Raw genomic sequence first — 23,404 nt, forward strand, 5'->3', positions numbered from 1 at the left:
TCGGTGTGCGGGCCACGTGAGCCCACACGATTCGAGGTGGTATGCGATGCGGATCAGCCCTTCAACGAGCCAGCCATCATCCCCTTGATCACGCGCTCCTGACCGAACGCGTAGGCAACGATCAGCGGCAACGACGTGAGCACGAGCACGGACAGCATCGACGGTATGTTCGACGCGTATTGCCCCATGAAGTCCCAGATCGCGAGCGGCAGCGTGCGGTGCTCGGACGTCGACGTGAGCATGTACGCGAAGATGAACTCGTTCCACAGACCGATGCCATTGAAGATCGTCACAGTGGCGAGCCCCGGTGCCGACAGCGGGAAGAAAATCCGCCAGAAGATGCGGAACGGACTGCAGCCGTCGAGTTGCGCCGCTTCTTCGAGCTCGCGCGGAATCTGGCGCATGAACTCGGTCAGGATGAAGATCGACACTGGCAGACTAAGAGCCACATAAGGGCCGAGCAGCGCGAACGCGGTGTCGTACAGACCGAGGTTGCGCGTGAGCAGATAGATCGGCACGAGCGTCGCATGCAGCGGCACGATCATGCCGGCGACCACCAGACCGAAGAGCGTCTTGTTCAGCGAGAAGCGCAAGCGCGCAAACACGTAGGCCGCCATCGCACTGATGACGACGATTAGCAGCACCGACACGCCCACCGTGAACACGCTGTTACGGAAATAGGTGAAGAACGGACCCTGCAGCACAGCCGCGTAATTGCCCAGATACAGGTGGCTCGGCGGCGCCCACACCGACGTCGCGAAGGTCTCTTCCTGGCTCTTGAAGCTCGACGCGACCATGAAGAGAAACGGAATCGTCGTGACTGCCAGCCAGATCAGTGCCAGCAGTGGAACCCCAACGCGGGGGAAGCGTAGTTTCTTGTTCATGGTTCAGACCTCGGTTGCATAACGGCGGGTGAAGTACATCGAGACCGCCGCCACCGTGATGACGATAAGGAACATCGCCGAGCCGATGGTGCTGCCGTAGCCGAGTTGGAACGAACTGAACACCGTGCGATACATGTAGGTGGCCATCACCTCGGACGAGCCTTCGGGGCCGCCACCGGTCATGACGAAGACGAGATCGAAGTAACGCAGCGAGCCGAGCACGGACAGCAGCACGGCAGTGCGCACCGTGCCTTGCAGGTGCGGCAGCTTGATGCGCCAGAAAATCGTCCACTCGGATGCGCCGTCGAGCAGCGCGGCCTCGTTGACCTCGGCCGGCATCGACGACAGGCCGGCGAGGAACAGAATCATGTAGAAAGGCGCGTTCTGCCAGATGATCACGGCGATGGTCGCACCCAGCGAGAAATGCGGGTCGCCCAGCCAGTCCTTTGCGAGGCCATCAAGCCCGAATGCCTGCAGCGCGACGTTGACCGGACCGAAATTCGGATCGTAGATTTGCTTGAACAGCACGCCGATCGCCACGCTCGACATCAGCAGCGGCAGGAAATAGAGAACCTTGAGCAGGCGCGAGCCACGGCCGGCCTTTTCCAGCAGCACGGCGAGCGCGAGCGCGATCGGAAGCTGGACGACGATCGACGCGACAGCAAGGATCACGTTGTTCTTCAGCGACTGCCAGAACACCGTGTCGTGCGCGAGCCGCTCCCAGTTCGCGAGCCCGATATAACGGGCAGTGTTGCCGAGGCCGTTCCAGTCGAGCAGCGACAGCCGCAGGCTGGAGACGAGCGGATAAAGCAGGAACACGGCCAGCAGCAGCAGCGACGGCGCAAGGAACACGACCGTGACGAGCGTTTGCGACGAGAATCTCAGCCGGCGTTCAGGTGTGGCGGAAAGTGCGATATTCACGGGCTTGTATGCCGGCGGGCACCTTGCGGTGCCGGCCGGACTTTTCTTTGAGACTGGAGATTAACCGCCCTTCTTCGAAGCGGCTTCCATTTGCTGCGCAGCAGCTTCAGGCGTCACCGACAAGCCGAACAGCGCCTGCGTCGTGTCCTTGTGCATTTCGCCGAGCGCCGGCGGCAGTGCCTGGTCGTACCAGAGCTGCACGCTCGGAGCCGCGGCCAGCAGTTGCTGCAGACGCTGCGTGAACGGATCGTCGATCTTGACGTTGTTGACCGGCGGCAGCTTGTGGTCATCCGTCGCGCGAGCCTGCATCGCCTGCTCGTCGGTCAGTGCCTGGATCAGCTTGAATGCTGCGTCCGGCGTCTTGCACTCGGCCGAGATGCTGAGGAAGCCGTCGCCGACCGTGCCGATCAGGTCGCGCGGATCACCCTTGCCACCCGTCACGCTCGGGAACGGGAAGAAGTCCAGATCCTTCGAGAAGGTCGGATTTTCGTTTGCGATCGTCGAAGCTTCCCAGGCGCCCATCAGCTCCATGGCGGCCTTGCCCGTGTACAGCAGACGGCGCGACGCACCCGAGTCGTAATCAAGACCGTTGATGCCCGGTGCGAACGCGCCAGCCTTCACGAGCTCCTGAATGCGCTTGCCGGCTTCGACGAACGCCGGATCTTCGAAGCCCTTGCCCTTGCCTGCGATCGCGTCCTTCACGACTTGCGGACCACCGATACGGTCGACGAGGTACATGTAGTACATCGAACCGGTCCACTTGTTCTTGTTCGCGAGCGAGAACGCTGCAACGTTGTGCTGCTTCAGCACGTCGACGACGTGCATCAGTTCATCCCACGTCTTCGGCGGCGTGATGCCGTACTTCTTGAAGACTTCCTTGTTGTAGAAGATCACTGCGGCCGCTGCGTTTTCGGCAGCAACACCGTAGGTCTTGCCGTCGAACGTCGTGACATCCCACGACGATTGCATGAAGCGGCCGCGATACGACGGATCCTTGCTCAGATACGGCGTGAGGTCGACGATCTGGCCGGACTTCACGTACTCGTGCAGGCCGCCGCCGCCCCAGTTCTCGAACACGCACGGCGGCTGGTTCGCGCCGAATGCGACCTTCAGCTTCGTCTTGTAGGCCTCGTTCAGGACGTGAGAATTCTCGACCTTGTAGCCCGGGTCCGCTTTTTCGAAGCGATCCGACGCATCACGAATGATTTTGCTCGACGACGCATTGGTCTGCTGGTCCCACACCGTGATCGTCTTGGACTCCGCCGCTACGGCGCTCGAAACAACTGCAGACATCGAAAAAAGCAGCGCCGTCGCGCCGATGATGGACCGCGCTTTAAACAAAGCCGGGTACGCCATGTGTGTGTCCCCTCTTCTGGATTTTCAAGAAACCGCCGGAACGTTAACGTTAGCCTTAACGTTAGTGGATGTTAGGTGGATGCGAGAAGTAAGGCTATGCGGGATTTTACCTGGTCCCCGCGGGGTGCAACGCAACTGCCCTATAAGATTGACCGATTATGAGGAAGCTGAAATATAAAGGGTTCTGCTAGAATAGCGACTACATAAACGGTATCGCTAACGCGATTAGCGAGTCGACCCATCCAATGACCTCTCGCACACCTTCGCCCCGCATGGCCAGGCAAACCCCCACGCTTGAGCACGTCGCCAAGCTTGCCGGGGTGTCCCAGATGACCGCGTCGCGCGCCCTCAACGGCCGTCCCGGCGTGTCGCGCGAAACCCGCGACGAAGTCCTGCGAATCGCGTCGGACATCGGTTACGTCGTCAACCGCACCGCACAGAAGCTGTCGGGCGGTCGCAACGGCATCATCGGCATCATCACCCCGACACTCGACACGCAATTTTCCAGCGAGCTGATTCTCGGCGCGGGCCGCGCGGCGCGTGGTGCGGGCTGCGAGATGCTGGTCTACACGGTGTTCGACGAAGACCGTCATACGCATCACGACCTGCTCGGGCTCATCCAGCAATTCTCCGACGGCATCCTCGCCATTCTTCCGCGCGAGTCGCTGTGCCTCGAGGCGCTCGCCACCGCGAAGGTGCCGGTCGTCGTCGTCGATCAGCGCGGTACGCTGACGGGCTTCCCGTCGGTATCGGTCGACAACTACGGCGGCGCCTGTCTCGCGGTCGAGCACCTCGCGGAACTCGGTCACAAGCGCATCGCATTTCTGGCCGGCGACGAAACGATCGAAGGCGTGCGCGACCGGCAACGCGGCTATCACGACACGCTGGCCCGCCTCGGCCTGCCGCGCGAAGATGCGCTGGTCGCCGCGGGCGACCTGTCGCAAATGATGGCGTTCGACGTCACGTTCGACCTGCTGAACCTCGCCGAGCCGCCCACCGCGATCTTCACGGCCAACGACCAGAGCGCGTTCGGCGTGATCGCCGCAATTCGCGAAGCGGGCCTGCGCGTGCCGGACGACATCTCGGTGATCGGCTTCGACGACATCCCGATGTCCGAGCAGTTTCACCCCGCGCTCACCACGATCCGCCAACCGTTCCAGCAAATGGCGCGCTCCGCGGTCAACACGCTGCTCGCGCAGATCGCTGGGATCGACGCCGCTTCGCAGCGCATCACGCTGCCGGCGGAACTGGTGGTGCGTGATTCCACCGGCCCAGTCCGCACCAGGCAGCGCCGCGGCCGTCACCAGATCGTTTCGACGTAAGTCGACGCGCGCACCTTCGCATCCGAAGTCACCAGCGCGCCGCCATGCGTGCGCGCGGTCGCGACGATCAGGCGTTGATGCAAGGTGAGTGTGGGCGGCAGCGTCGCCGCCCGAAACGCGATCTCGGCGTCGACCGGAATCATCCGCACGCCGTCGAGCGAAAGAAACGTCGACATCCAGCTGCGCGCATCCATCGATAGCCCGAGACTTCCCACCTTCACGAACTCCGCGATTTCGAACGCGCTGATCGCCGAAATCAGGATCTCGCCACCGGCGAGCTCCTGATCGATCGCGTCGTGCGCGGCCTGACTCAGTGCTTTCTGCCTGCCGAGCCAGCACACGAGAGCAAGCGTGTCGAGCGTGATCATTACTCGTCCTGATCGGCCGTGACAGGTTGCAACGCGTGCTTCAGGTTGAAATGCGTAATCGACGCGCGCAGCAGCTCGAGCGGATTCTCCTGCTTGCTGCGATACGGCCGTATCTCGATGGTGGGTTGTCCGCGGTCGGTGACGACCACGGTTTCGCCCAATGCCTCGACCTGACGGAACAGCTCGCAGGCCCGGGATTTGAAAATGGCTTTAGATACTCGCTTTTCCATGACGCTCTCCACCCAGCAAAATTTCAACGGTTATTTTTTGTATCGGGCCGTTGCGCCCGCAGGCAAATGCCTGCGATGCGTGGCCCGACATTCTTTATCAACCTTGCTCTCTGTCGTTGCTTCCCAACCTACTGCCAGGAGCTCCCCTCGAGCTCCTGCCCAACTCGCGGCGACGACTACCGTAACCGCGCCACAGCCTGCGTCGGCAGCGCCAATCCGTGCGCGCAACCGCTGCACTTTTATCTACTGAATGCGTATTACATAGACCGCTCTGGCCATGCAGGGTCGTGCCGGATAGCAGCGCGGCGCGTCTTGGGTTTCAATGCTTCGCTGCGTGTTATAGATGTTCGAATAGATGTAAGCACTGTGAACGTTACCCTTAACGTTAGCGGATGTTAATGGCGCATATTCACCACCGCCATGCGGAGTTTACCTAAGCTCCGAACCACTACCCGAACCAACCGAATCAACCCTCTAAACCAGGCCAGACAAGGAGAAAGCTCCATGAATGGCATGGAAAGCATTGCGTAATATTTGATGCAAGCTGGCTAACGTCATCCTCACTCGCATCACTCTTCTTCGTTCGATGCAGGGGGCCTCGATGAAGGCTCCGCATCGAAATGCACGATCCACGCATGCAGTGATTCGCGCGGCTTATTCAGCCTGCCGCGCTGCTGCGGCTCTCGTTCGATAGCCGGTTGCCCGCGATCCCTGGCGGCAGCCGCTTCACCAGGCGTCCCGCCGTACCCTTGCCCGGACGGGCCGCTCGCCGCGGCCTCGCCATCGCCCTTCGCTCCATTTTTCTCCATCGCGCTGTCCGCCATCGCTGTGCCGTCGTTCGCTCGTCGCCTCGGCCTGTCAAACGACCGCGTCGACGTCCTCGCCGACTTCGGGTCGCGCGAGGCTCAGCGCGGCGCCGTTCGCATCGAACAGCGTGACCGACGACGACGCCACCTTGATCCCGACGCGCGCGCCGACCGCGTGCTGCGCATCCTTCTTGTCGAGCTTCAGCGAGATCGCGTGCGCCATCCCGTCGAGTCGCGCATGCAGCAGCGACACGTCGCCCAGATGCTCGACCAGTTCGACACGCGCGGCGAGACCGTCGTCGAGCGAGCCGATGCCCAGATGCTCGGCGCGCACCCCGAGCGTCAGCTCGCCGCTGACGGGCTTCTCCAATCGGCCAGGCAGTGCGATGCGCTGGCTCGCGCCGGCAAGCATCACCTCCGTGTGCGTATCGCTTCGCGACACCAGCGTCGCGGCCAGCATGTTCATCTGCGGCGAGCCGATGAAGCCGCCGACGAAGCGGTTCGCCGGCCGCTCATACAGATCGAGCGGCGCGCCGGTCTGCTCGATGCGGCCTTTGTTGAACACGACGATCTGCTGGCCGAGCGTCATCGCCTCGACCTGGTCGTGCGTGACGTAGATCATCGTCGTGCCGAGTTCGCGATGCAGCTTCGCGAGTTCGATACGCATCTGCACGCGCAGCGCCGCATCGAGATTCGACAGTGGTTCGTCGAACAGGAACACGCGCGGCTTGCGCACGATCGCCCGTCCGATCGCGACCCGCTGACGCTGGCCGCCCGACAGCGCCTTCGGTTTGCGCTCCAGCAGATGCGTGATCTGCAGAATCTCGGCGGCACGGCCGACAGCCTCGCGCACTTCCGCTTTCGACTTGCCAGACAGCTTCAGCGAAAAGCCCATGTTTTCCGCGACCGTCATGTGCGGGTAAAGCGCGTAGCTCTGGAACACCATCGAGATGCCGCGGTCCACTGGCTGCAGATCGTTGACGCGTACGCCGTCGATCAGAACGTCGCCGCCCGTTACCGACTCGAGCCCCGCGATCATCCGCAGCATCGTCGATTTGCCGCAGCCCGACGGTCCCACGAACACCGTGAACTGACCGTCTGGAATATGCAGATCGATCCCCTGGATGACCTGCGGTCCTTCGCCATACGTCTTCGTGACGTTGCGCAATACGAGTTCGCCCATTGATGCCTCCTCCTCAATCCTTGTACTTGCAGTACCCCGCGTGACGCTATCCCACTGCCCCACTACTTTCGCGCCACGCGAGGTCCGTTGCGCCCGCCGCCGTGCGCGCGCCTCAGCGCGCGAGCGCGACGCCGGCGTGTTGCGCGATCACGTCGCGATACCACAACGCGCTGTCCTTCAGCGTGCGCTCCTGGCTCGCATAGTCGACGTAGACCATGCCGAAGCGCTTGTCGTATCCCGACGCCCATTCGAAGTTGTCCATCAGGCTCCAGGCGAAATAGCCGGCCACGTCGACACCCTGTTTCACCGCGTCCGACAACGCGGCCAGATGCAGGTCGTAGAAGCGCACGCGCTCGGCGTCGTGCACGCGGCCGTTAGCGAGCACGTCCTTCGCCGCGCAGCCGTTCTCGGTGATGTAGATCGGCGGCAGCTTGTAGTCGGCGTTGATGCGCGTCAGCAATTCTGTGAGGCCTTGCGGATAGACTTCCCAATCCATGTCGGTGAAGCCGAGTGCGCCCGGCGGACGCTTGTCGCCCGATGCGCTCGCGAAGATCCGCGTGTAGTAGTTGACGCCGAGGAAATCCATCGGCGTGCCGATCACGTCGAAATCGCCGCTCAGGATCACGTCTTGCGGACCGTTCGCGCCATACCATTCGAGCGCCTCGGCCGGATACTCGCCCTTGAACAGCGGGTCCATGTACCAGCGCACGAACTTCGCGTATTCGAGCGACGCGGCGGCCTGGTCTTCGGGCGAATCCGTCGCGCCATCCGCCGGCGACTGGTTCAGCACGATGCCGAGCGGCGCCTTCACGCCATCGGCGCGCAGGGCCTGCAACGCGAGGCCGTGCGACAGCAGCAGATGGTGCGCGACGTGCGCGGCTTTCTTCAGATCGGCGTTGCCCGGCGCGAAATAGCCGGTTGCGTTGCCGAGCCACGCGGTGCACCACGGCTCGTTGTGCGTCGCGATCGACGCGACGCGATCGCCGAGCACGCTGCCGATCTTGCGCGCGTAGTCCGCGAAGCGATAAGCGGTGTCGCGGTTTTCCCAGCCGTTTTGGGTGTGCTGCAGCGACAGCGGCAGGTCCCAGTGATACAGCGTCGCAAACGGCTGGATGTCGCGCTCGAGCAAACCGTCGACGAGCCGCTCGTAAAACGCGAGACCCTTGTCGTTGAATGCGCCGCGGCCAGTCGGCTGCACGCGCGGCCACGCGATCGAAAAGCGATAAGCCTTGACGCCGAGTTCAGCCATCAGATCGAGATCTTCCTCGAGCAGGTGATAGTGATTGCATGCGACGTCGCCGTTTTCGCCGTTCACGACCTTGCCCGGCACGTTGCAGAACGCGTCCCAGATCGACGGGCCACGGCCGTCCTCATGCGCTGCGCCTTCGATCTGGTAGGAACTGGTGGCCACGCCCCAGACGAAGTCTTCGTTGAATCGATACGTCGACATAGATGATGTTGTCCTGAATGATCGTGCCCGCGAGGGCGTGAAATTGAATAGAGGAATCTCAGGCCTTGACCGCGCCGGTCGTCAGACCGTCGATCAACCGCCGCGAAGTGAATGCGAACAGCACCAGCAGCGGCAGCACCGCGACCGCGGAGCCCGCCATCACCGCGCCCCAATCCGAATTGGTCGGGCTTTGCAGAATGCGCAGCGCGAGCGGCAGCGTGTACATCGACGGCGAACGCAGCACGACGAGCGCCGACAGAAAGTTGTTCCACGCCTGAATGAAGCTGATCAGCCCAAGCGTGCCCAGCGCCGGTCCCAGCAGCGGCATCACGATGCTCCAGTAGATGCGGAATTCGCCGCAGCCGTCGATGCGCGCCGCCTCGATCAGCTCGGACGGAATCGCGGATGCGACGTACTGGCGCATCAGGAACACGCCGAGCGCAGCGGCCGCGCCGGGTACGTACAGCGCGCGTGGCTGATCGATCCAGCCGAGCAGGTTCATCGTCATGAAGGTCGGAATCATGCTGAGGAACGGCGGCACCAGCATCGCGGTCAGCGCGATCGCGAACAGCGTCTTCTTGAAGCGGAACTCGTACATCGCGAACGCGTAGCCGGCCATCGACGTGACGAGCAGCGTCAGCACGGTTTGCATCGCGGCCGTATAGAAGCTCCAGCCCAGATTGCGCCAGAACGGGATGTGACGCATCAGCGAGGCCATGTTGTCGAGAAACGCGCTGCCGAACCACAGCGGGGGCGGCATCGAGAAGATCTCGGAGCTCGTGTGCGTCGCGAACACGAACATGAAGTAGAACGGCGAGAACATCAGCAGCGCGCCGGCCACCACGACCGCGTAACCGATATAACGGCCTTTGTTGTTCGACGATTTCATCGCTGTGTCTCCTCGTTCATGCCGCTGCGGTGAAAGATCCGCGTGTTCAACCACATCAACGCGCCGATCGAGATGAACAGCAGCCATGCGATCGAACTCGCGGTGCCGAAATCGCCGTCGTGGAATGCGGTGCGATACATATAGACGGCCGTCGTCAGGCCGGACTGGCTGGTACCCATGCCTTCGTTCGGCAGCAGGATGAATGGCTCTTCGAACAGCTGCAGCCCACCGATGATCGACAGCGTGACCGCAAAGAAAATCATCGGCTTGATCAGCGGAATCGTGATGCGCGTGAACTGTTGCCAGCCGTTCGCGCCGTCGATGCGCGCGGCCTCGTACAGGTCCTTCGGAATGGTTTGCAGCGCCGACAGATACAGCACCGTGTTCCAGCCGACATAGCGCCAGAAGATCACCACCGAAACGGCCGGCTTGACGTTCTTCGGGTTATACAGCCACTCGATCGGATGCGCGGGGACGAGCCAGTGCAAGCCGGGCAGCTTGCCGATCTCGGCGATCGCGAGGTTGATCATGCCGAAGTCGGTCGAATACAGCGACGAGAAAATCAGCGCGATCGCGACGCTCGACGTGATGAACGGCAGGAAATACAGACCGACCATCAGGTTGCGCCAGCGGCGAAACGCGGTTTGCAGGAAGAAGGCGAGCGGCAGCGCCACCAGATGCTGCGGCACGCCGGACATGATCGCCATCGACGCGGTGTTGTACAGCGACTTCCAGTACCACGGGTCGGTCAGCGTGAACGTGAAGTTCGACAGACCCACCCACTTCATGCTTGCGAGACCCGCCGTCGCGTCCCAGCTCTGGAACGACAGGAACAACGAAAACAGCAGCGGGAACGCCATAAAGAGCGCGAACAGCAGGAAAAACGGGCCGAGAAACAGGTAGGGCGCGACCTTCACCGGGTCGAGCCGCGACGTTTTGCGCGGCGCGGCGAACGGCGTGGGCGAGCTCAGCACATCGCTCGCGCGCGCATCGCGGGCGACCTCTTCGGTCGTGGGCAGCGGAGTGTTCATCAATAGTTCCGTCCAGTCGGGCGTGGCCGGGATCGATGACCGGCCACGCTGTTTGCAGCAGACTTGCAACGCACTGCGACACACGTCGGTCGCGGCATGCAGCGTGCCGCGACCTTGCATCGATACCGCTTAACGGCGGACCCGATGTGCGATCTGGTCCTGCGCTTCCTGCAGCGCGGCATGCACGTCCGCGCCGTCGTCGACGACCTTGTCGAGCGCCGAGTGCACCGCTTCTTCAGCGACCTGGTCATACTTGCTGCGCTGGATCGCCGGGATGTGCGAAGCCGCATCACGCCAGATCAGACGCGCCTTCTCGTCGCCGAGGAACGAGACCGGCTCGGCGAAGAACGAATCGTTCTGCGCGGAGAGCAGCGACGGGAATGCGTCGATCGAACGGAACGATGCGAGCTGCGTGTCCTTGCGCGTCGTCAGGAACTTGATGAATTCCCACGACATCGGCTTTTGCGTCGCTTTGGCCGGAATCGACCAGAACGTGCCGCCGAACGATGCGTACGCGTTGTTCGGCAGATTGGCCGCGCGCCACAGACCCTTCGTGTCCGGTGCGATCCACGACGACAGGTGGCCGCCGAGCCACGCGCCCATCATCTGCGTCGCGACGGTGCCGCGCTTGAAGCTCTCGGCCCATTCGTTCGACCACGGCGAGATCTTCGCGTCGAGACCGAGCTCGCGCGCTTTCTTCGCGAGCTCGAACGCCTTCACGAAACGCGGCGACGTGACGACCGGGTTGCCGGCCTTGTCGAAGTACACGCCGTCGCCTTCCTTCAGGTCGGCGCGAATATAGATGTCCTCGATATCGCGCGACGATGCCATCAGGTATGCGCCCGTCGCCTTCTTGATCTTTACACCGGAGGCCAGATACGAGTCCCACGACTTGGTCAGATCGGCTTCGGTGACGCCCGCCTTGTCGAGAATGTCCTTGCGATAGAACAGCGTGCCCGGACCGATATCGGCCGGCATGCCGACGATCGCGCCATCCTGCGTGGTCGCCTGCGCGAACGTGTAGTTGATGAACTGGCTCTTGTACTGGCCCGCGCTATACGGCGGCTTCGACAGGTCCTCGAGACCGCCGCCCGCTGCGAAGCGGCCGATAAAGCCGACCTCGACCGCCATCACGTCCGGCAGATCGGAGCTCGTCGCGAGCGCCGTTGTCATTGCATTGTGGTGATCGCCAATCGCGAGCGACGACACCTTGATGTCGACGTCCGGATGCAGCTTCTTCCACGCCGGAAGCGCGTCCTTGATTTCCTGATCCAGCTTCGGAAAGACCGCGACCGTCAACGTGGTGTTGGCGTGCGCGCCGACTGCGGCCAGGCTGAGCAGAACGGCGGCGGCAGAGCCTGAAAAGCGGAATTTCATTACTCGTCTCCTAAAGAACCCTGTTTGAATTGCATTCGATGACTAACCGGTTGCTGCGACCTACTTCCCCTGTTGTCTTTGTTGCTGCTTTGCTTGGTGCTGCGTTGCTTGGTGCTGCTTACTCGGTGCTGAATGTGCTGCTGCATTTCTGCCTGACTGCCGATGGCTGAAAGCGCTTTCACGCCAACGCCAAAAAAATGCCCACTACGTACGCGTATCGCCCCGCTTGACCGGCGGCGTGATTCGCCGCGTGGTTTCGCGCGTCACGAGCGTGAGCGGAATCGGGCTGAGCGCGATCGACTGCTTGCGGATCATCTGCACGATGCCCTGCGCGGCAAGTCGGCCGATTTCATAAGTCGGCTGGCGGACCGTCGTCAAAGGCGGCGTCATGTACGACGAAGTCGGCAGATCGTCGAAGCCGACCAGCGACACGTCGTCCGGCACCCTCACACCGCGGCGGAACATCGCGAGGCGCGCGCCGTACGCGGTCTGATCGTTCGCGCAGAACACCGCACTGAACGACGGATGGCGCGCCATCAGCCGTTCCATGGCGGCGACGCCGCCCGTTTCGAGGTAATCGCCCTGCTCGACGAGATCGGCATCGAAGCCGATGCCTGCGTCTTCGAGCGCGGTCCGGTAGCCGACGAGGCGCTCGATCGCATCCTCGTGACTGGCAGGCCCGGCGATGAACGCGATCTCGCGATGACCCTGCTCGATCAGATGACGCGTCGCGTCGCGCGCGCCCTGCATGTTGTCGATCGGCAGGCCCGCCAGCGTCGCGCTGTTCTGGACCGAACGGCCGAGCACCAGCATCGGCGCGTGCCGCGAATAGTCGGTCAAGGTCGGCTCATCGAGTTGCGCGTGCAGCAGGATGATTCCGTCGACACGCCGTGAGATGAACTGCTCGAGGCGCGCCTTTTCGTCGTCGATGTTCCAGCGGCTGCTCACGAAGATCGGCGTAAAGCCCGGCTCGGACAGCGACTCTTCGATACCGCGCAGCCACTCGGCATAAAACGGGCTCGACACCGCCTGCGTCAGTACGCCGATCGTTTCGGTCCGGCCGCTCGCGAGACCGCGCGCGAGCACGTTGGGCCGATAGTTGAAACGCGCGATTGCCGCTTCCACCGCCTGCTGCTTGGCGGGAAGCACGCGCGCAGAACCGTTCAGGATCCGCGACACGGTGCTCGGAGAAACACCGGCCGCGCGCGCGATGGCTTCGAGCGTCACGTTGGGCGCAACGGGTACGTTGGGTACCTTGGGCGCGCCGGGTTTATCGTTTGAGCCGTCGTGGGTCATGAGTTCTGCCTGAATCCTGTGATGAAAGCGCTTTCAGATATGAATAAACGCAGTACGTCGGGTGATGAATTCGGAAAAAAGAAAAAGCAGCCGATGCGACGAGGGTGGAGGAGGCGTCGCACCGGCCTCTCTATGAAAGAGAATTAAGCAGTCCTTGAAACAAAGAGATCACTACGATTGCTGATCAGGCAACCTCAACTCAGAACGAATGCATGATCCCGGCGAAGACACCAGTCTGGCTGTGACCATAGTTCGGGTTGCTGTTCGACGACGTGCCCGTCGTCGGATCGAAGTTGTTGTTGCCGTACGGCCCGTTGCCGAGGTTCAGGTTCGACGTCGAGCTGTTGTGCACATAGCCGGCTTCCGTGTACAGGAACGTGCGCTTCGACAGCGCGTACGTACCGGCGAGCGTGAACAGCGTCGCGTTGCCGTTGCCGTTGTTCGCGTTCGCGTGATAGACCGCAGCCGTCAGCAACACGGGGGCATTGACCTGCCATGCGGCGCCGAACCATTCGTGGTTCACGCTGGTCGGCGCGCTCACACCGAGAGGCTGCGACGCATCGGTCACGCCGACGCTCGCGTTGGTCGCGTCAGGCGCGCTCAGGTGCTGGTAGCCCGCGTACAGCTTGACCGGACCGATCACGTACGTACCGCCGACGAGAATATCGCGTGAAGCGGAGTACACGTTGTTGAACGAGCCGTTGGCGCCGCGCACTTCGTCGTAAATCACGCGGAAGTCGCCGCTGCCCCAGGTGTACACACCTTCGACCGCGTTCGTACGACCCTGGCCGGTCGGCACACCCGCCGAGTTGACAGGCGCCGAGTTCCAGCTCGTGTTGTTGGTCAGCGAGTACTGGCCCTTCAGCACGAGGCCGCCGAACAGCACCGGCGAGTTGTACTCCGCGCCGTTGCTGGTGCTCGTCCAGTTACGGCCGCGCACCAGAGTCGAGATTGCGTAACGCTGCATCACCTGCGGATCGGTGCCCCAGCTGTCCTGCGCCAGTTCGCCAGCACCGAGGTTACCGATCTTGAACAAACCCCAGTGGTCGTTCGTCAGGCCCACCGTTGCGTGGCGGCCGAACAGATTGCCCGCCGATGCACCGGTCATCGTGTTGAGCTGACCTTCGAGCTGGAAGACCGTCTTCGTGCCGCCGCCGATGTCTTCAGAGCCCATCAAGCCGAACCACGAACAACCCCAGTCGCCGCTTTGGGCCGACCACTGGTGGCCGCCCGGCAGGCCGGTTTCAAACTGGATGCCGTTGTCGATACGGCCGTACAACGTGACGCTGCTCTGCGCATGGGCCGCCGTCGCAGCGGCTGCCATCACCGACACAGCAATAAGCTTCTTCTTCATTTAGATATCCTATATATATTTTGGCGTCTCCAAGCCGCAAAGGACGCACGCGTTCTCACACGTTTCCCCTCTTGCCGAAATGCTCGCTTCTCATTTGCTTCACATTTCGAGGCGATTATAGGGATGACCTCGCGCCGCGCATCGAACTAACGGCTCAGGGAAAACGCTGTTATCGATAACAGTTGCGCGCCGGCCGATCCCCCTGTAGCACCCTGCTTTGTGACCATTGCGTGATGGTCACAAGCGTCGGAAATGCGTTTAAATTCATGCACCGAAACAATGCGGGGACCCGTCTCGCGCGTCGCTCAGCGCTTGCTTAACAAGCAAAACCCACCCGAATGCAAGAAAAATTTCGCGCTTGATGTTGTGAAGATGCAACGACCCGACTCGCTTGCATTGCCGGTTTGGGCTTGACGAACCGGCGGCGGAGCCGCCAGCAGTAGCGAACATTAGCGACTATCATCAATGCATACGATGCCGGGCAAGGAGCCGGGCTCAGTCGCGTAGACGGCTGAGTGCGGGATTGTCAGTGCATCCGTCTGGCTCTCGCGCTCCATCACGAACGCTCCAACCAGCTCACATCCCTCGGCTCTCGCTGTTCGCCGCCACGCCGCGCATGCAGCGTCCCGCTCGAACACGCTGCCCTTGCGGACTTATCTGCGGGCGACGGCACGACCGCCCATCGCCCCGACTGGCAAAACCTCGCCGCGCAGCCGCGATCACCGCGACGCATGCAGTGGAAAGAGGATTTTGTCCAGCACGCTTCCGACGCCTCGCATCGAGTCGGACCGGAAGATTTGCCGGCGGATTTTGCCGGCACACCTTGGCACTCTAAGGAGGTATCGTGAAAACAGCCCTTGTTTCTACACTCGCGTTGCTGATTTCAGGCGCAATTGCGCCGGCGGCCTATGCGCAGGATTCACAAGCCACCGACCAGCAACTGGCCCATAGCGTGCGGGTCGCGGAGGCGCACAGCGGCGTTGGGATGTCACACGTGTTTGTCTTTGCCCACTCGGGGCAGATCATGCTGCTCGGATTTGTGCCCGAGCGGGACCATGTCGCACGTGCTGAACAGGCTGCGATGTCGGTGCCCGGTGTCACCTCGGTGGACAACCGGCTCTCGCCCGACGGAGGCTCGTTGAACGGGCATTGAAATCAAACTGGATCGTCGCGCGGACGATTGAAGCAGCCGCGCGTTGAAGGGATCCGGTTTTCCCGTCTCGCCAGTCGGGATTGAGCACTGGCACTCTGTTTCGCGCCGTTAGCCGCGCGTCCGCTCAGTGCAATCCCCGTTTGAAAGCGCTTTCATCTTGCGCCGTGTCGAACCGGTCGAACCGACGCTCATTCACTTTCCACCGTCCCATTGATACGTCAGGTGAATCCCTCATGGCGGGACTGTCAGGTGCTGCTTACCATCGTGATTGTTACCGCTAACGTTATACTAAGTTAGAAAGCCACCCGAACCGGCTTGCCATCACAAGGAGACCAGCAGTGCGTCCTTTGAGGACTTCGATGCGCATGCTTTGCGCGGCCGTCGCCGTTTGCACATTCGCAGGAGCCACGGGCTGCGCGCACAACCAGGCGCTCGCCGCTCATGACGGCCCGCCGCTCGCCGCGGCGCCCGCTGAAGCGCTGCCGCCATTGCGCACTGTGATGGCCGCGCACTTCAAGGTCGGCGCGGCGATCGAACCTGATTCGATCGACAATCCCGCCGACGCGGCGCTCATCGCCGCCCAGTTCTCGAGCCTCACCGCCGAGAACAAGATGAAGCCGGGCACGATCGGCGTCGCGCAAGGCAAGTACAACTTCGAGCCGGCCGACGAGATCGTCGCATTCGCACAGGCGCACGGCATTGCGATGCGCGGTCATACGCTCGTGTGGCACTTCAAGGCCGGCGACTGGACCGAGGCGCCGGACTGGTTCTTCGCCGGCGATCCGAAAGATCCGCACTATCACGACGTCGTCGCGAAGCGGCTCGATCGATATGTAACCGACGTCGTCACACACTTCCGGGGCAAGGTCTATGCGTGGGACGTGGTCAACGAAGTGATCAGCGACGACCCGCACCAGGTGTATCGCGAAGACAGTCCGTGGTATCGGGCGCTCGGCAAGGACTACATCGCGATCGCCTTCCGCGCGGCGCGCGCGGCCGACCCGAACGTGAAGCTCTATATCAACGAGTACAACACCGACGATCCGGGCAAGCGCGCGAAGCTGCTCGCGGTGATCCGCGATTTGCGCGCGCAGGGCGTGCCGATCGACGGTGTCGGCCATCAGATGCACATCAGCGTGAACTGGCCGCCGCTGCCGAACATCAAGCAGGCATTCGACGACGTCGCCGCGCTAGGTCTCGAAAACCAGGTGACCGAACTCGACGTGAGCCTCTATACCGATCGCGGTGAATGCTGGAGCAACCCGCACGCATGTCTGCCGGACCTCGGCCGTCCGGTGCCGAACGACATCATGCGCGCGCAGGCCGAGCGTTATCGCGCGGTGTTCGCTCTGTTCGAGCAGGAGTCGAGCATCAAGGCGGTGACGTTCTGGGGCTACTCGGACAAGCACACGTGGCTGACGTCGACGCCGGTGCCACGCAACAACCTGCCGTTGCCCTTCGATGCGAACCTGAAGCCGAAAGCGGCCCTGTGGGCGATCGTCGATTCGTCGTATCAACCGTAACGTCGATCTACGAGCCGAAAAGCAGATGGCCCGCGGTAAGCTGCGGGCCATCTGGTCACATCTCGTGAAAGCGGCAGAGCGATTGCCGTCAGCTCGATTCAACCATTCGCATCTCAAGGCTCGTCCGAGCCGACCTGCTCGAGCGCGTTCAGATCTTCGGCGAAATCGTCGGGCTGACCGTCCGCGGTTTCATGTGTGCGCGGCGGTGACTTGACGACCGGCGGCGGCATCTTGCCGATGCCTTCGTCGATACGCTGCAGCAGATACGGGAAGAACGGATTCGACGCGATGCGGAACATCGAATCGAGCGTCAGAATCAGCGTGCCGCGTTCGCCGCGCGGCGCGAGCGTGCCGAGGTTCTCGTTGAAGTTCTCCGAATCGTCCGGTGCGATGCCGTACAGCGCGTCGGTGATCGGGAATGGAATCGCGACGTGCGACAACGAGAAAATGTCTTGCGGATAATCGATATCCAGCGGTTTGGCGCGCGTTTGCACTTCGCCCGCATAAACGCTGCGCTCGACGGTGTGCGCCGAATCCGGCGACACGTTGGCGATCACCGTCGTGCGATAGTTCTGCGGACCGAGGCGCAGCAGCCGCGACAGCGCCGTGTACGACGCGACGCGCAGGAAGGTCCTGAAGCGCACGCTGCGGTTCACATCGAACAGCACGACTTCGCTGCCGTTCTCAGGCAGCTTGTCGTAGAGCGACGTCATCACCGCGGGCGTGCTGACCGTGAAATCCGTCACCGACTGGAACGTCAGAATGGGCGGCAACGTATCGAGCCTGTTCTCGCGCTCGAGTCGCGCGATCTGGTCCTGAATCACGCTCGTGAGAAGAAACGATTGGCGCGCGCCATTCACAGGAAACGAGTTGTACTTGAACGGATTGAACTCCGGCACGATGCCGAGCCACGCGGCGCGCGCGAACGGCGGCAGCACCGCGGGCAACCCGGCGAGACCGGCAAAGCGCGCGTAACGCGTGACGCCGATCATCGGCGAGATCAGCACGACGCGCGTCGGGCGCGTGAGCGCGGGATTCTCGATCGCGTCGAGCGCATATTGCAGCGCGAGTGCGCCGCCGTTCGAAAACCCGACCAGTTCGATCGGCTTGTCCGGCCCCACGCGACGGCGCGCTTCGCGCACCGCGAGCCGCGTTGCCGCGGTCCAGTCCTGCCAGTGCACGTCGACGAGCCCCGCCGGCACCGTGCCATGCCCCGGCAAGCGGATGCCGATCGCGACGAAACCGCGATCGCGATATCGACGCGCGATATGCCGCATGCTGTACGGCGCATCCGTCATGCCGTGCAGCAGCACGACCGCGCCGACGGGTGGCCCCGACGGCTCGAGAATGTAAGAGTGATTCCAGTTTTCGGCGAAATGCCACGGAAAAATCGGCGAGCCCTCGTAATAACGGTTCGCCGGAATGCGCTCGGACGGCTGCAGCTTTTCGACGACATTGACGCGCACGTCCTCGAAAATCCGGTTTTCCGCCTTGATATACGCGTTCCAGTCGGCGGTGTCCATTTCCTCGACGGTCATTTCGCGCGGCACATAGGTGTGCCATACCGACAGCTCCGGCCCGCGCTGCGAATACCACGCGCGTAGCCCGAATGCGAGCACCGCCAGCAGCACCAGAACCCATGCACTTATCTTTATTACCTTCAGTGACGTGCGCAGCATTCGTGTTCTCTTGATGAGATGAAGGTTGCACCGCGCGCAGGCTGCTCTCTGCGTGGTGTGCGCATGCCGTCATCGCGACGGCTTCCGGTGTGGATATCCTAAGGGCTTTTAATCACCGGTTCAAACTTTGTCGGCCGGTCGCGCGACGCGGCATCGCCAACGGCCCGTATATGAACCGATGATTTGCATGACAAGCTGACGAGGCGCGATATCGCCAGTGCGAATGATTTCGTCCCATTCGCCGCGCTGTTTGACGTTCGACGTGAAGAAAATGACACGGAATGTTCGAGACGCTGCGGAGAACGAAGTCCTGCCCCATGCAAGAACGGTCCTTCTGCGACGCTTCCAGATGCGCGTTCCGTAACGGCCATGGGATGCCTGATCAAGTCTGGACCGGGCCATGCGGTTCAGTAACGAAAAGCCGGGGCGCGACCCGCGTCGCGACCCGGCGTTGCCTGCTCGCTGGTGATGACTAACGGCCGCGCATATTGCCGGCCACGCCGCCCGCCGCACCGCCGATGATCGCGCCGGTCCACGCGTCGCCGCCGGAGATTGCCGCGATGCCCGCACCGGCGCCCGCGCCGATTGCCGCGCCGCTCATCGTTCCCTGCGCCTGCGGGCTCATGTCCGTGCAACCGATCATTGCGGCCAGCGCGCCAATACTGACGATCCACCCAAGTCGTTTCATGATCGCTCTCCTTATTGATTTTTCTTCAGGCCGGGCACGACCATCTGGAACCAGAGGGTCTCGATCACCGGATGCTGGATCATCGTGGGATTGGCGGCGTAGTAGCTGTCGAGGCCTTGACGCACGCTGTCGAGCGTCTGGCCCTGCATGCCCTTGCCGAAGCGTTGCGACATGTCGTTGCTGTTCGCCATATTGCCGGCATAGGCACGCTCGATGTCGATCACGTTCGAGATACCGACCAGATACGCTTTCTTCTGCTCATCGGTCGACTGCATCCATTGCTGGCCCGTGACGATCGGAATGCTTTCCGCGCGCGCGACGTTGCCCATCATTGCCAGCGACAGGAAAGTCAGAGATAACAGCGTTCGCCATTGTGGTTTGATTGCCATCACATACTCCAGGGAAGTTATGTTCTCCAGCGGGCCGCCGGGCGACCGCATCCGGCGGTGTCGATCGCGTTATTTGGAAGAATGGTCTGTGTGTCTCGTCGCATCTCCTTTCAGGTTCACCGATCGGCGTGGTTCATCGGTTCGGATTCTATTGGCGTTGAGCTGTATCAGCGAATAGACGCCCTGGTGACAGAAAGTCTCATGGCGGATTGGAGTGATTTGCGCACATGCTGTTTGCGCGTAACGACTGGACTTGTGTTGGCCTCGTCGCGTAAGACACGCTATAGAGTCTACAGCCTTTTCTGTATTTTCCAAGCCCATTTCGGCTCGATGCCCACCGCGTGACATTTGTGTCAAATTTCATTCGACTAGCGAAATGATGCGATGCCATGCGTGTAAACGCTCATCAGTTATCCTGCGCTCGAGGAGCGCGGGTGGTATTGCTATCGATTTCTTATCGTCGACTATTCAGTGTTCTATCCCTGCAATGCGAAGCGGCTTTTTTTTGACTGAATGTTCGGCTTCCTGATTAGATTGTCAATCGACAACGATTGGATTTTATCTATTTACGCAGTACCAACCAATAGTGAAACAGGTGCGAATTTTATTGATGCGTTTGTCGGCATGTTTTTCGGTGACTGTGCGGATCTCACGCCTGCGTCTGCCGCCGAACGGACTTCGGTCGATCACATTTTGCTTGCGGTCGAGTGGCTGCGCAGCAGCGAAGGGAGGGGTCGCGCGCGGTTGACGGTTAGTTGCGTTGATGACCAGGTAACCGGACACCGCTTCAAATGCGTCCGCGTTTATCACTAACAGCCTTTAGCTTGTATTTGCTAAATACAGGGTATAAACTGTATCTGCTATTTACAGACTTTGGCCTGTTACGCCATCGCAGCCGAACCGGAGATCGACCGTGGACTACGCCATCAAGACACTGAGCCAGCTCAGACCGATCCTGCAGGGCTTCAGGAAGACCGCCGGCCTCACTCAGGCCGCGATGGCCGCGCATCTCGGAGTCACGCAACAGACCTACGCGCAACTCGAAGCGAATCCGGCGGCCGTCAGCATCGAACGGCTCTTCAGGGTGTTGCGGGTCTTGCAGGTCGATCTGAAACTCACGCAGAGCGGATCGACGCAAAGCGTTGCCGTGGAAGACGCCGTGCCGCCGCCGGAGCGCACCCTCTCGCGCCGCACCGCGACCGGGGCGCCGGCCGCCGGAGCGCCGGCCGCCGGAACGCCAGCCGCAGCAAAAGGCAACGCCAGACCTGCCACGCGCGCGCAGGCTCCGGTGCGGCGCGCGACGCCGGGATCGCCCAGCGCGGCCAGCGAGCGCACCGCCGCTCAAGCATCGGGCACCGGGATCAAAGCGGCCAGATCCGCCAGCACCGCCCAAAAGCCCAAAGCAGTCAAAACCGCCAGGGCAACCAAAGCGACCAGCACCAGCAAGAAACGGGAGGATTGGTAAGCATGGCGCGCGGCACCCCGAACCGTCTGAATCTGTGGATGAACGGCCTGCGGGTCGGCGTGTGGGAAACGACACGCAGCGGCGAACGTCTGACTTATGTCGACGAATGGACCAACGATCCGCAAGGACGCCCGCTATCGCTGTCGCTGCCGTTCACACCGGGCAATCAGCCATATCGCGGCCAGATCGTCGCCGACTATTTCGACAACCTGCTGCCCGACAGCGAGCCGATCCGACGCCGCATCGCCGCGCGCTACCGCACCGGCAGCGCTGCGCCGTTTGCGTTGCTCACCGCGCTGGGGCGCGACTGCGTCGGCGCGTTGCAACTGCTGCAGCCGGACGAAGAACCGAGCGATCTGACGAGCATCCACGGCCGCGAACTCAGCAACAGCGACATCGCCGCGCTGCTGCGCGGCACGACGTCGGGGGCGCCGCTCGGGCAGCACGATCCGCTCGAAGACCTGCGTCTGTCGATCGCCGGCGCGCAGGAAAAAACCGCGCTGCTGCGTCATCGCAACCGCTGGCTGCTGCCAGAAGGCAGCACGCCGACCACCCACATCTTCAAGCTGCCGCTCGGGCTCGTCGGCAACATGCGCGCCGATATGCGCACCTCGGTGGAAAACGAATGGCTGTGCTCGCAGATCGTCGCGGCCTACGGGCTCCCGGTCGCACATTGCGAAATCGCGCGATTCGACGAGCAGAAGGTATTGATCGTCGAGCGCTTCGATCGCCGTTTGTCGAGCGACGCCACGTGGATCGTGCGTCTGCCGCAGGAGGACATGTGTCAGGCCACTGGCACGTCGGCGCTGCGCAAGTATGAGTCCGACGGCGGTCCGGGCATCGAGGCGATCATGGAGATACTCGCGGGGTCGTCGCGCGCGACGACGGACCGGCGCAACTTCTTCGCGACGCAACTGGTCTTCTGGCTGCTCGCCGCGACCGATGGCCACGCGAAGAACTTCAGCATCGCGCATCTGCCCGGCAATCGCTACGAATCCACGCCGCTTTACGACGTGCTGTCCGCGCATCCGATCATCGGCAGCGGCGCGGGCCGCCTCGCACCGCAGAAAGTGAAACTGGCGATGGCGGTTCGCGGCAAGAACGTCCACTACCTGCTCAATCAGATCCAGCGCCGGCATTGGGTCGACGAAGGGCAGCGCGTCGGCCTTTCCGCCGCGGATATCGATACGCTGATCGATGAGCTGACTGAGCTAACGGAGACGGTGATCGACACAGTCGCGTCGCGATTGCCCGCCGACTTTCCGCTGGACGTGGCCGATGCGGTATTCGACGGCATGCGCCGGCTGAACCGCAAGCTTGCCCAGTAACGCTCACGCACGCCGCTCCGCCCCTGCATGGGTCATCGCCGTGGCGCGCCCCTGCACGCTCAGCAGATGCTCGCGCATGCATTGCGCGGCCGCGTCCGCGTCGCGCGCTTTCAGCGCATTGACGATCGCCTGATGCTGTTGCGCGAAAAACTGCCGCGTCTCCTGCGCGGACGTTTTCTCGCGAACCTCCGGCTTCACCCGCATGCCGTTGATCACCTCCATCAACGCAATCAACGCGGGATTACGCGTCGCATGTCCAATCAGCAAATGAAAGCGGTGATCCCATTGCTGCCACTCGTCGTCGTTTTTCGCGGCGGCATTTTTGCGTGCGCATTTCTCCAGTTCCTGCAGATCGTCGCCACTCGCTTTCGTCGCGGCCAGCGCGGCCAGCGCCGGCTCGAACAGCAGTCGCATTTCGGCGATGTCCGCGGGACTGGTGCCGGCGCGCAAGCCGCGCAGCGTCGGCGCGAACTTCAGCGGCCGCGCGCCCAGATAGGTGCCGCGGCCGACGCCGCGCCACACGCGCCCCGACGCCTCGAGCGAAGCGAGCGCCGCGCGCAACTCACGGCGGCTCACGTCCAGTTCTTCGGCGAGCGTTCTTTCGGGCGGCAGCGCGTCACCGTCCTTCAACTGATGTTCGGCGATGTAGTCGAGCAGCGCATCCAGTACCGGTTTGTCCATGTCGCTCACTGAACCAATTAATATTGGTTCA

The 23,404-nt window shown here is 62.2% G+C and carries 22 protein-coding genes; 6 read left to right on the plus strand and 16 right to left on the minus strand.

Annotation, left to right across the window (positions count from 1 at the left end):
* Nucleotides 1-53 precede the first annotated feature (53 nt).
* Genes L0U84_RS36475 through L0U84_RS36485 form a run of 3 tightly spaced genes read right to left on the minus strand, consistent with a single transcriptional unit; the run spans nt 54 to nt 3,098 of the window.
* A complete protein-coding gene (locus L0U84_RS36475; RefSeq protein WP_233857783.1) occupies nt 54-884 on the minus strand; it encodes a carbohydrate ABC transporter permease in 831 nt (276 codons plus the stop codon).
* Nucleotides 885-887: 3 nt separating this feature from the next.
* Entirely contained in the window at nt 888-1,805 is a 918-nt protein-coding gene (locus L0U84_RS36480) for a carbohydrate ABC transporter permease (RefSeq protein ID WP_233857785.1), read from the minus strand.
* A 60-nt stretch (nt 1,806-1,865) separates the two neighbouring features.
* Complete coding sequence (locus tag L0U84_RS36485) at nt 1,866-3,098, minus strand: extracellular solute-binding protein (RefSeq protein WP_233857787.1); 1,233 nt, start codon at nt 3,096-3,098, stop codon at nt 1,866-1,868.
* 335 nt (nt 3,099-3,433) lie between these two features.
* Here L0U84_RS36485 and L0U84_RS36490 point away from each other — a divergent pair, with 335 nt between their 5' ends.
* Nucleotides 3,434-4,483, plus strand: coding sequence for a LacI family DNA-binding transcriptional regulator (locus tag L0U84_RS36490; RefSeq protein WP_184045177.1), 1,050 nt, complete (start codon nt 3,434-3,436; stop codon nt 4,481-4,483).
* On the opposite strand, the gene L0U84_RS36495 is transcribed toward L0U84_RS36490, so the two are convergent.
* From L0U84_RS36495 to L0U84_RS36535, 9 genes are all read right to left on the minus strand, one after another.
* Nucleotides 4,462-4,851, minus strand: coding sequence for a type II toxin-antitoxin system VapC family toxin (locus L0U84_RS36495; protein ID WP_233857791.1), 390 nt, complete (start codon nt 4,849-4,851; stop codon nt 4,462-4,464). The two genes, L0U84_RS36490 and L0U84_RS36495, sit on opposite strands and share 22 nt — an antisense overlap.
* On the minus strand, nt 4,851-5,081 hold the full coding sequence (locus L0U84_RS36500; RefSeq protein WP_129957999.1) for a type II toxin-antitoxin system Phd/YefM family antitoxin: 231 nt from the start codon (nt 5,079-5,081) through the stop codon (nt 4,851-4,853). The genes L0U84_RS36495 and L0U84_RS36500 overlap by 1 nt, the downstream gene beginning before the upstream one ends.
* Before the next feature lie 858 nt (nt 5,082-5,939).
* Entirely contained in the window at nt 5,940-7,070 is a 1,131-nt protein-coding gene (locus tag L0U84_RS36505) for an ABC transporter ATP-binding protein (protein ID WP_233857793.1), read from the minus strand.
* Between the two features lie 112 nt (nt 7,071-7,182).
* Complete coding sequence (locus L0U84_RS36510; protein WP_233857795.1) at nt 7,183-8,520, minus strand: GH1 family beta-glucosidase; 1,338 nt, start codon at nt 8,518-8,520, stop codon at nt 7,183-7,185.
* Nucleotides 8,521-8,578: 58 nt separating this feature from the next.
* The gene (locus tag L0U84_RS36515; RefSeq protein WP_129958003.1) at nt 8,579-9,409 is read right to left on the minus strand and encodes a carbohydrate ABC transporter permease; all 831 of its coding nucleotides are present in this window, start codon (nt 9,407-9,409) and stop codon (nt 8,579-8,581) included.
* Nucleotides 9,406-10,440: a carbohydrate ABC transporter permease gene (locus L0U84_RS36520; RefSeq protein WP_129958004.1), complete on the minus strand. Its 1,035-nt coding sequence runs from the start codon at nt 10,438-10,440 to the stop codon at nt 9,406-9,408. Before L0U84_RS36520 ends, L0U84_RS36515 begins: the two co-directional genes overlap by 4 nt.
* A gap of 129 nt (nt 10,441-10,569) precedes the next feature.
* Nucleotides 10,570-11,817 (minus strand): ABC transporter substrate-binding protein, encoded by a 1,248-nt coding sequence (locus L0U84_RS36525; RefSeq protein WP_233857797.1) that lies wholly within the window; start codon nt 11,815-11,817, stop codon nt 10,570-10,572.
* 204 nt (nt 11,818-12,021) lie between these two features.
* Nucleotides 12,022-13,113, minus strand: a complete 1,092-nt coding sequence (locus tag L0U84_RS36530; protein WP_233857800.1) for a LacI family DNA-binding transcriptional regulator — start codon at nt 13,111-13,113, stop codon at nt 12,022-12,024.
* 199 nt (nt 13,114-13,312) lie between these two features.
* Complete coding sequence (locus tag L0U84_RS36535; protein ID WP_233857802.1) at nt 13,313-14,467, minus strand: porin; 1,155 nt, start codon at nt 14,465-14,467, stop codon at nt 13,313-13,315.
* An 844-nt stretch (nt 14,468-15,311) separates the two neighbouring features.
* Here L0U84_RS36535 and L0U84_RS36540 point away from each other — a divergent pair.
* Both L0U84_RS36540 and L0U84_RS36545 read left to right on the plus strand, forming a co-directional pair.
* Complete coding sequence (locus L0U84_RS36540; protein ID WP_129958008.1) at nt 15,312-15,620, plus strand: BON domain-containing protein; 309 nt, start codon at nt 15,312-15,314, stop codon at nt 15,618-15,620.
* Between the two features lie 338 nt (nt 15,621-15,958).
* Complete coding sequence (locus L0U84_RS36545; protein ID WP_233857804.1) at nt 15,959-17,143, plus strand: endo-1,4-beta-xylanase; 1,185 nt, start codon at nt 15,959-15,961, stop codon at nt 17,141-17,143.
* A gap of 113 nt (nt 17,144-17,256) precedes the next feature.
* On the opposite strand, the gene L0U84_RS36550 is transcribed toward L0U84_RS36545, so the two are convergent.
* The 3 genes from L0U84_RS36550 to L0U84_RS36560 form a co-directional block, all read right to left on the minus strand.
* Entirely contained in the window at nt 17,257-18,822 is a 1,566-nt protein-coding gene (locus L0U84_RS36550; RefSeq protein WP_233857806.1) for an alpha/beta hydrolase, read from the minus strand.
* Between the two features lie 472 nt (nt 18,823-19,294).
* Entirely contained in the window at nt 19,295-19,510 is a 216-nt protein-coding gene (locus tag L0U84_RS36555; RefSeq protein ID WP_129958011.1) for a YMGG-like glycine zipper-containing protein, read from the minus strand.
* A gap of 11 nt (nt 19,511-19,521) precedes the next feature.
* Nucleotides 19,522-19,899 carry a hypothetical protein gene (locus L0U84_RS36560; protein ID WP_233857808.1) on the minus strand — a complete coding sequence of 126 codons (378 nt, stop codon included), beginning with the start codon at nt 19,897-19,899 and terminating at the stop codon, nt 19,522-19,524.
* A gap of 513 nt (nt 19,900-20,412) precedes the next feature.
* Here L0U84_RS36560 and L0U84_RS36565 point away from each other — a divergent pair.
* From L0U84_RS36565 to L0U84_RS36575, 3 genes are all read left to right on the plus strand, one after another.
* On the plus strand, nt 20,413-20,712 hold the full coding sequence (locus tag L0U84_RS36565; RefSeq protein WP_233857810.1) for a hypothetical protein: 300 nt from the start codon (nt 20,413-20,415) through the stop codon (nt 20,710-20,712).
* 100 nt (nt 20,713-20,812) lie between these two features.
* A complete protein-coding gene (locus L0U84_RS36570; RefSeq protein WP_233857812.1) occupies nt 20,813-21,364 on the plus strand; it encodes a helix-turn-helix transcriptional regulator in 552 nt (183 codons plus the stop codon).
* Nucleotides 21,365-21,366: 2 nt separating this feature from the next.
* Complete coding sequence (locus tag L0U84_RS36575) at nt 21,367-22,692, plus strand: type II toxin-antitoxin system HipA family toxin (protein ID WP_233857814.1); 1,326 nt, start codon at nt 21,367-21,369, stop codon at nt 22,690-22,692.
* Between the two features lie 3 nt (nt 22,693-22,695).
* Here the strand turns inward: L0U84_RS36575 and L0U84_RS36580 are convergent, their stop codons facing one another.
* Nucleotides 22,696-23,373: a FadR/GntR family transcriptional regulator gene (locus tag L0U84_RS36580; protein WP_233857815.1), complete on the minus strand. Its 678-nt coding sequence runs from the start codon at nt 23,371-23,373 to the stop codon at nt 22,696-22,698.
* Nucleotides 23,374-23,404: the final 31 nt, after the last annotated feature.

This window comes from Paraburkholderia sp. HD33-4 (assembly GCF_021390635.1).
Lineage (GTDB): Bacteria > Pseudomonadota > Gammaproteobacteria > Burkholderiales > Burkholderiaceae > Paraburkholderia.

Excerpts from the sequence above, each read along its gene's own strand:
- L0U84_RS36475 (WP_233857783.1), bottom strand. The coding sequence starts at position 884 with ATGAACAAGAAACTACGCTTCCCCCGCGTTGGGGTTCCACTGCTGGCA.
- L0U84_RS36485 (WP_233857787.1), bottom strand. The coding sequence starts at position 3,098 with ATGTCTGCAGTTGTTTCGAGCGCCGTAGCGGCGGAGTCCAAGACGATC.
- L0U84_RS36490 (WP_184045177.1), top strand. The coding sequence starts at position 3,434 with ATGGCCAGGCAAACCCCCACGCTTGAGCACGTCGCCAAGCTTGCCGGG.
- L0U84_RS36495 (WP_233857791.1), bottom strand. The coding sequence starts at position 4,851 with ATGATCACGCTCGACACGCTTGCTCTCGTGTGCTGGCTCGGCAGGCAG.
- L0U84_RS36500 (WP_129957999.1), bottom strand. The coding sequence starts at position 5,081 with ATGGAAAAGCGAGTATCTAAAGCCATTTTCAAATCCCGGGCCTGCGAG.
- L0U84_RS36505 (WP_233857793.1), bottom strand. The coding sequence starts at position 7,070 with ATGGGCGAACTCGTATTGCGCAACGTCACGAAGACGTATGGCGAAGGA.
- L0U84_RS36510 (WP_233857795.1), bottom strand. The coding sequence starts at position 8,520 with ATGTCGACGTATCGATTCAACGAAGACTTCGTCTGGGGCGTGGCCACC.
- L0U84_RS36515 (WP_129958003.1), bottom strand. The coding sequence starts at position 9,409 with ATGAAATCGTCGAACAACAAAGGCCGTTATATCGGTTACGCGGTCGTG.
- L0U84_RS36520 (WP_129958004.1), bottom strand. The coding sequence starts at position 10,440 with ATGAACACTCCGCTGCCCACGACCGAAGAGGTCGCCCGCGATGCGCGC.
- L0U84_RS36525 (WP_233857797.1), bottom strand. The coding sequence starts at position 11,817 with ATGAAATTCCGCTTTTCAGGCTCTGCCGCCGCCGTTCTGCTCAGCCTG.
- L0U84_RS36530 (WP_233857800.1), bottom strand. The coding sequence starts at position 13,113 with ATGACCCACGACGGCTCAAACGATAAACCCGGCGCGCCCAAGGTACCC.
- L0U84_RS36535 (WP_233857802.1), bottom strand. The coding sequence starts at position 14,467 with ATGAAGAAGAAGCTTATTGCTGTGTCGGTGATGGCAGCCGCTGCGACG.
- L0U84_RS36550 (WP_233857806.1), bottom strand. The coding sequence starts at position 18,822 with ATGCTGCGCACGTCACTGAAGGTAATAAAGATAAGTGCATGGGTTCTG.
- L0U84_RS36555 (WP_129958011.1), bottom strand. The coding sequence starts at position 19,510 with ATGAAACGACTTGGGTGGATCGTCAGTATTGGCGCGCTGGCCGCAATG.
- L0U84_RS36560 (WP_233857808.1), bottom strand. The coding sequence starts at position 19,899 with ATGGCAATCAAACCACAATGGCGAACGCTGTTATCTCTGACTTTCCTG.
- L0U84_RS36565 (WP_233857810.1), top strand. The coding sequence starts at position 20,413 with ATGTTCGGCTTCCTGATTAGATTGTCAATCGACAACGATTGGATTTTA.
- L0U84_RS36575 (WP_233857814.1), top strand. The coding sequence starts at position 21,367 with ATGGCGCGCGGCACCCCGAACCGTCTGAATCTGTGGATGAACGGCCTG.
- L0U84_RS36580 (WP_233857815.1), bottom strand. The coding sequence starts at position 23,373 with ATGGACAAACCGGTACTGGATGCGCTGCTCGACTACATCGCCGAACAT.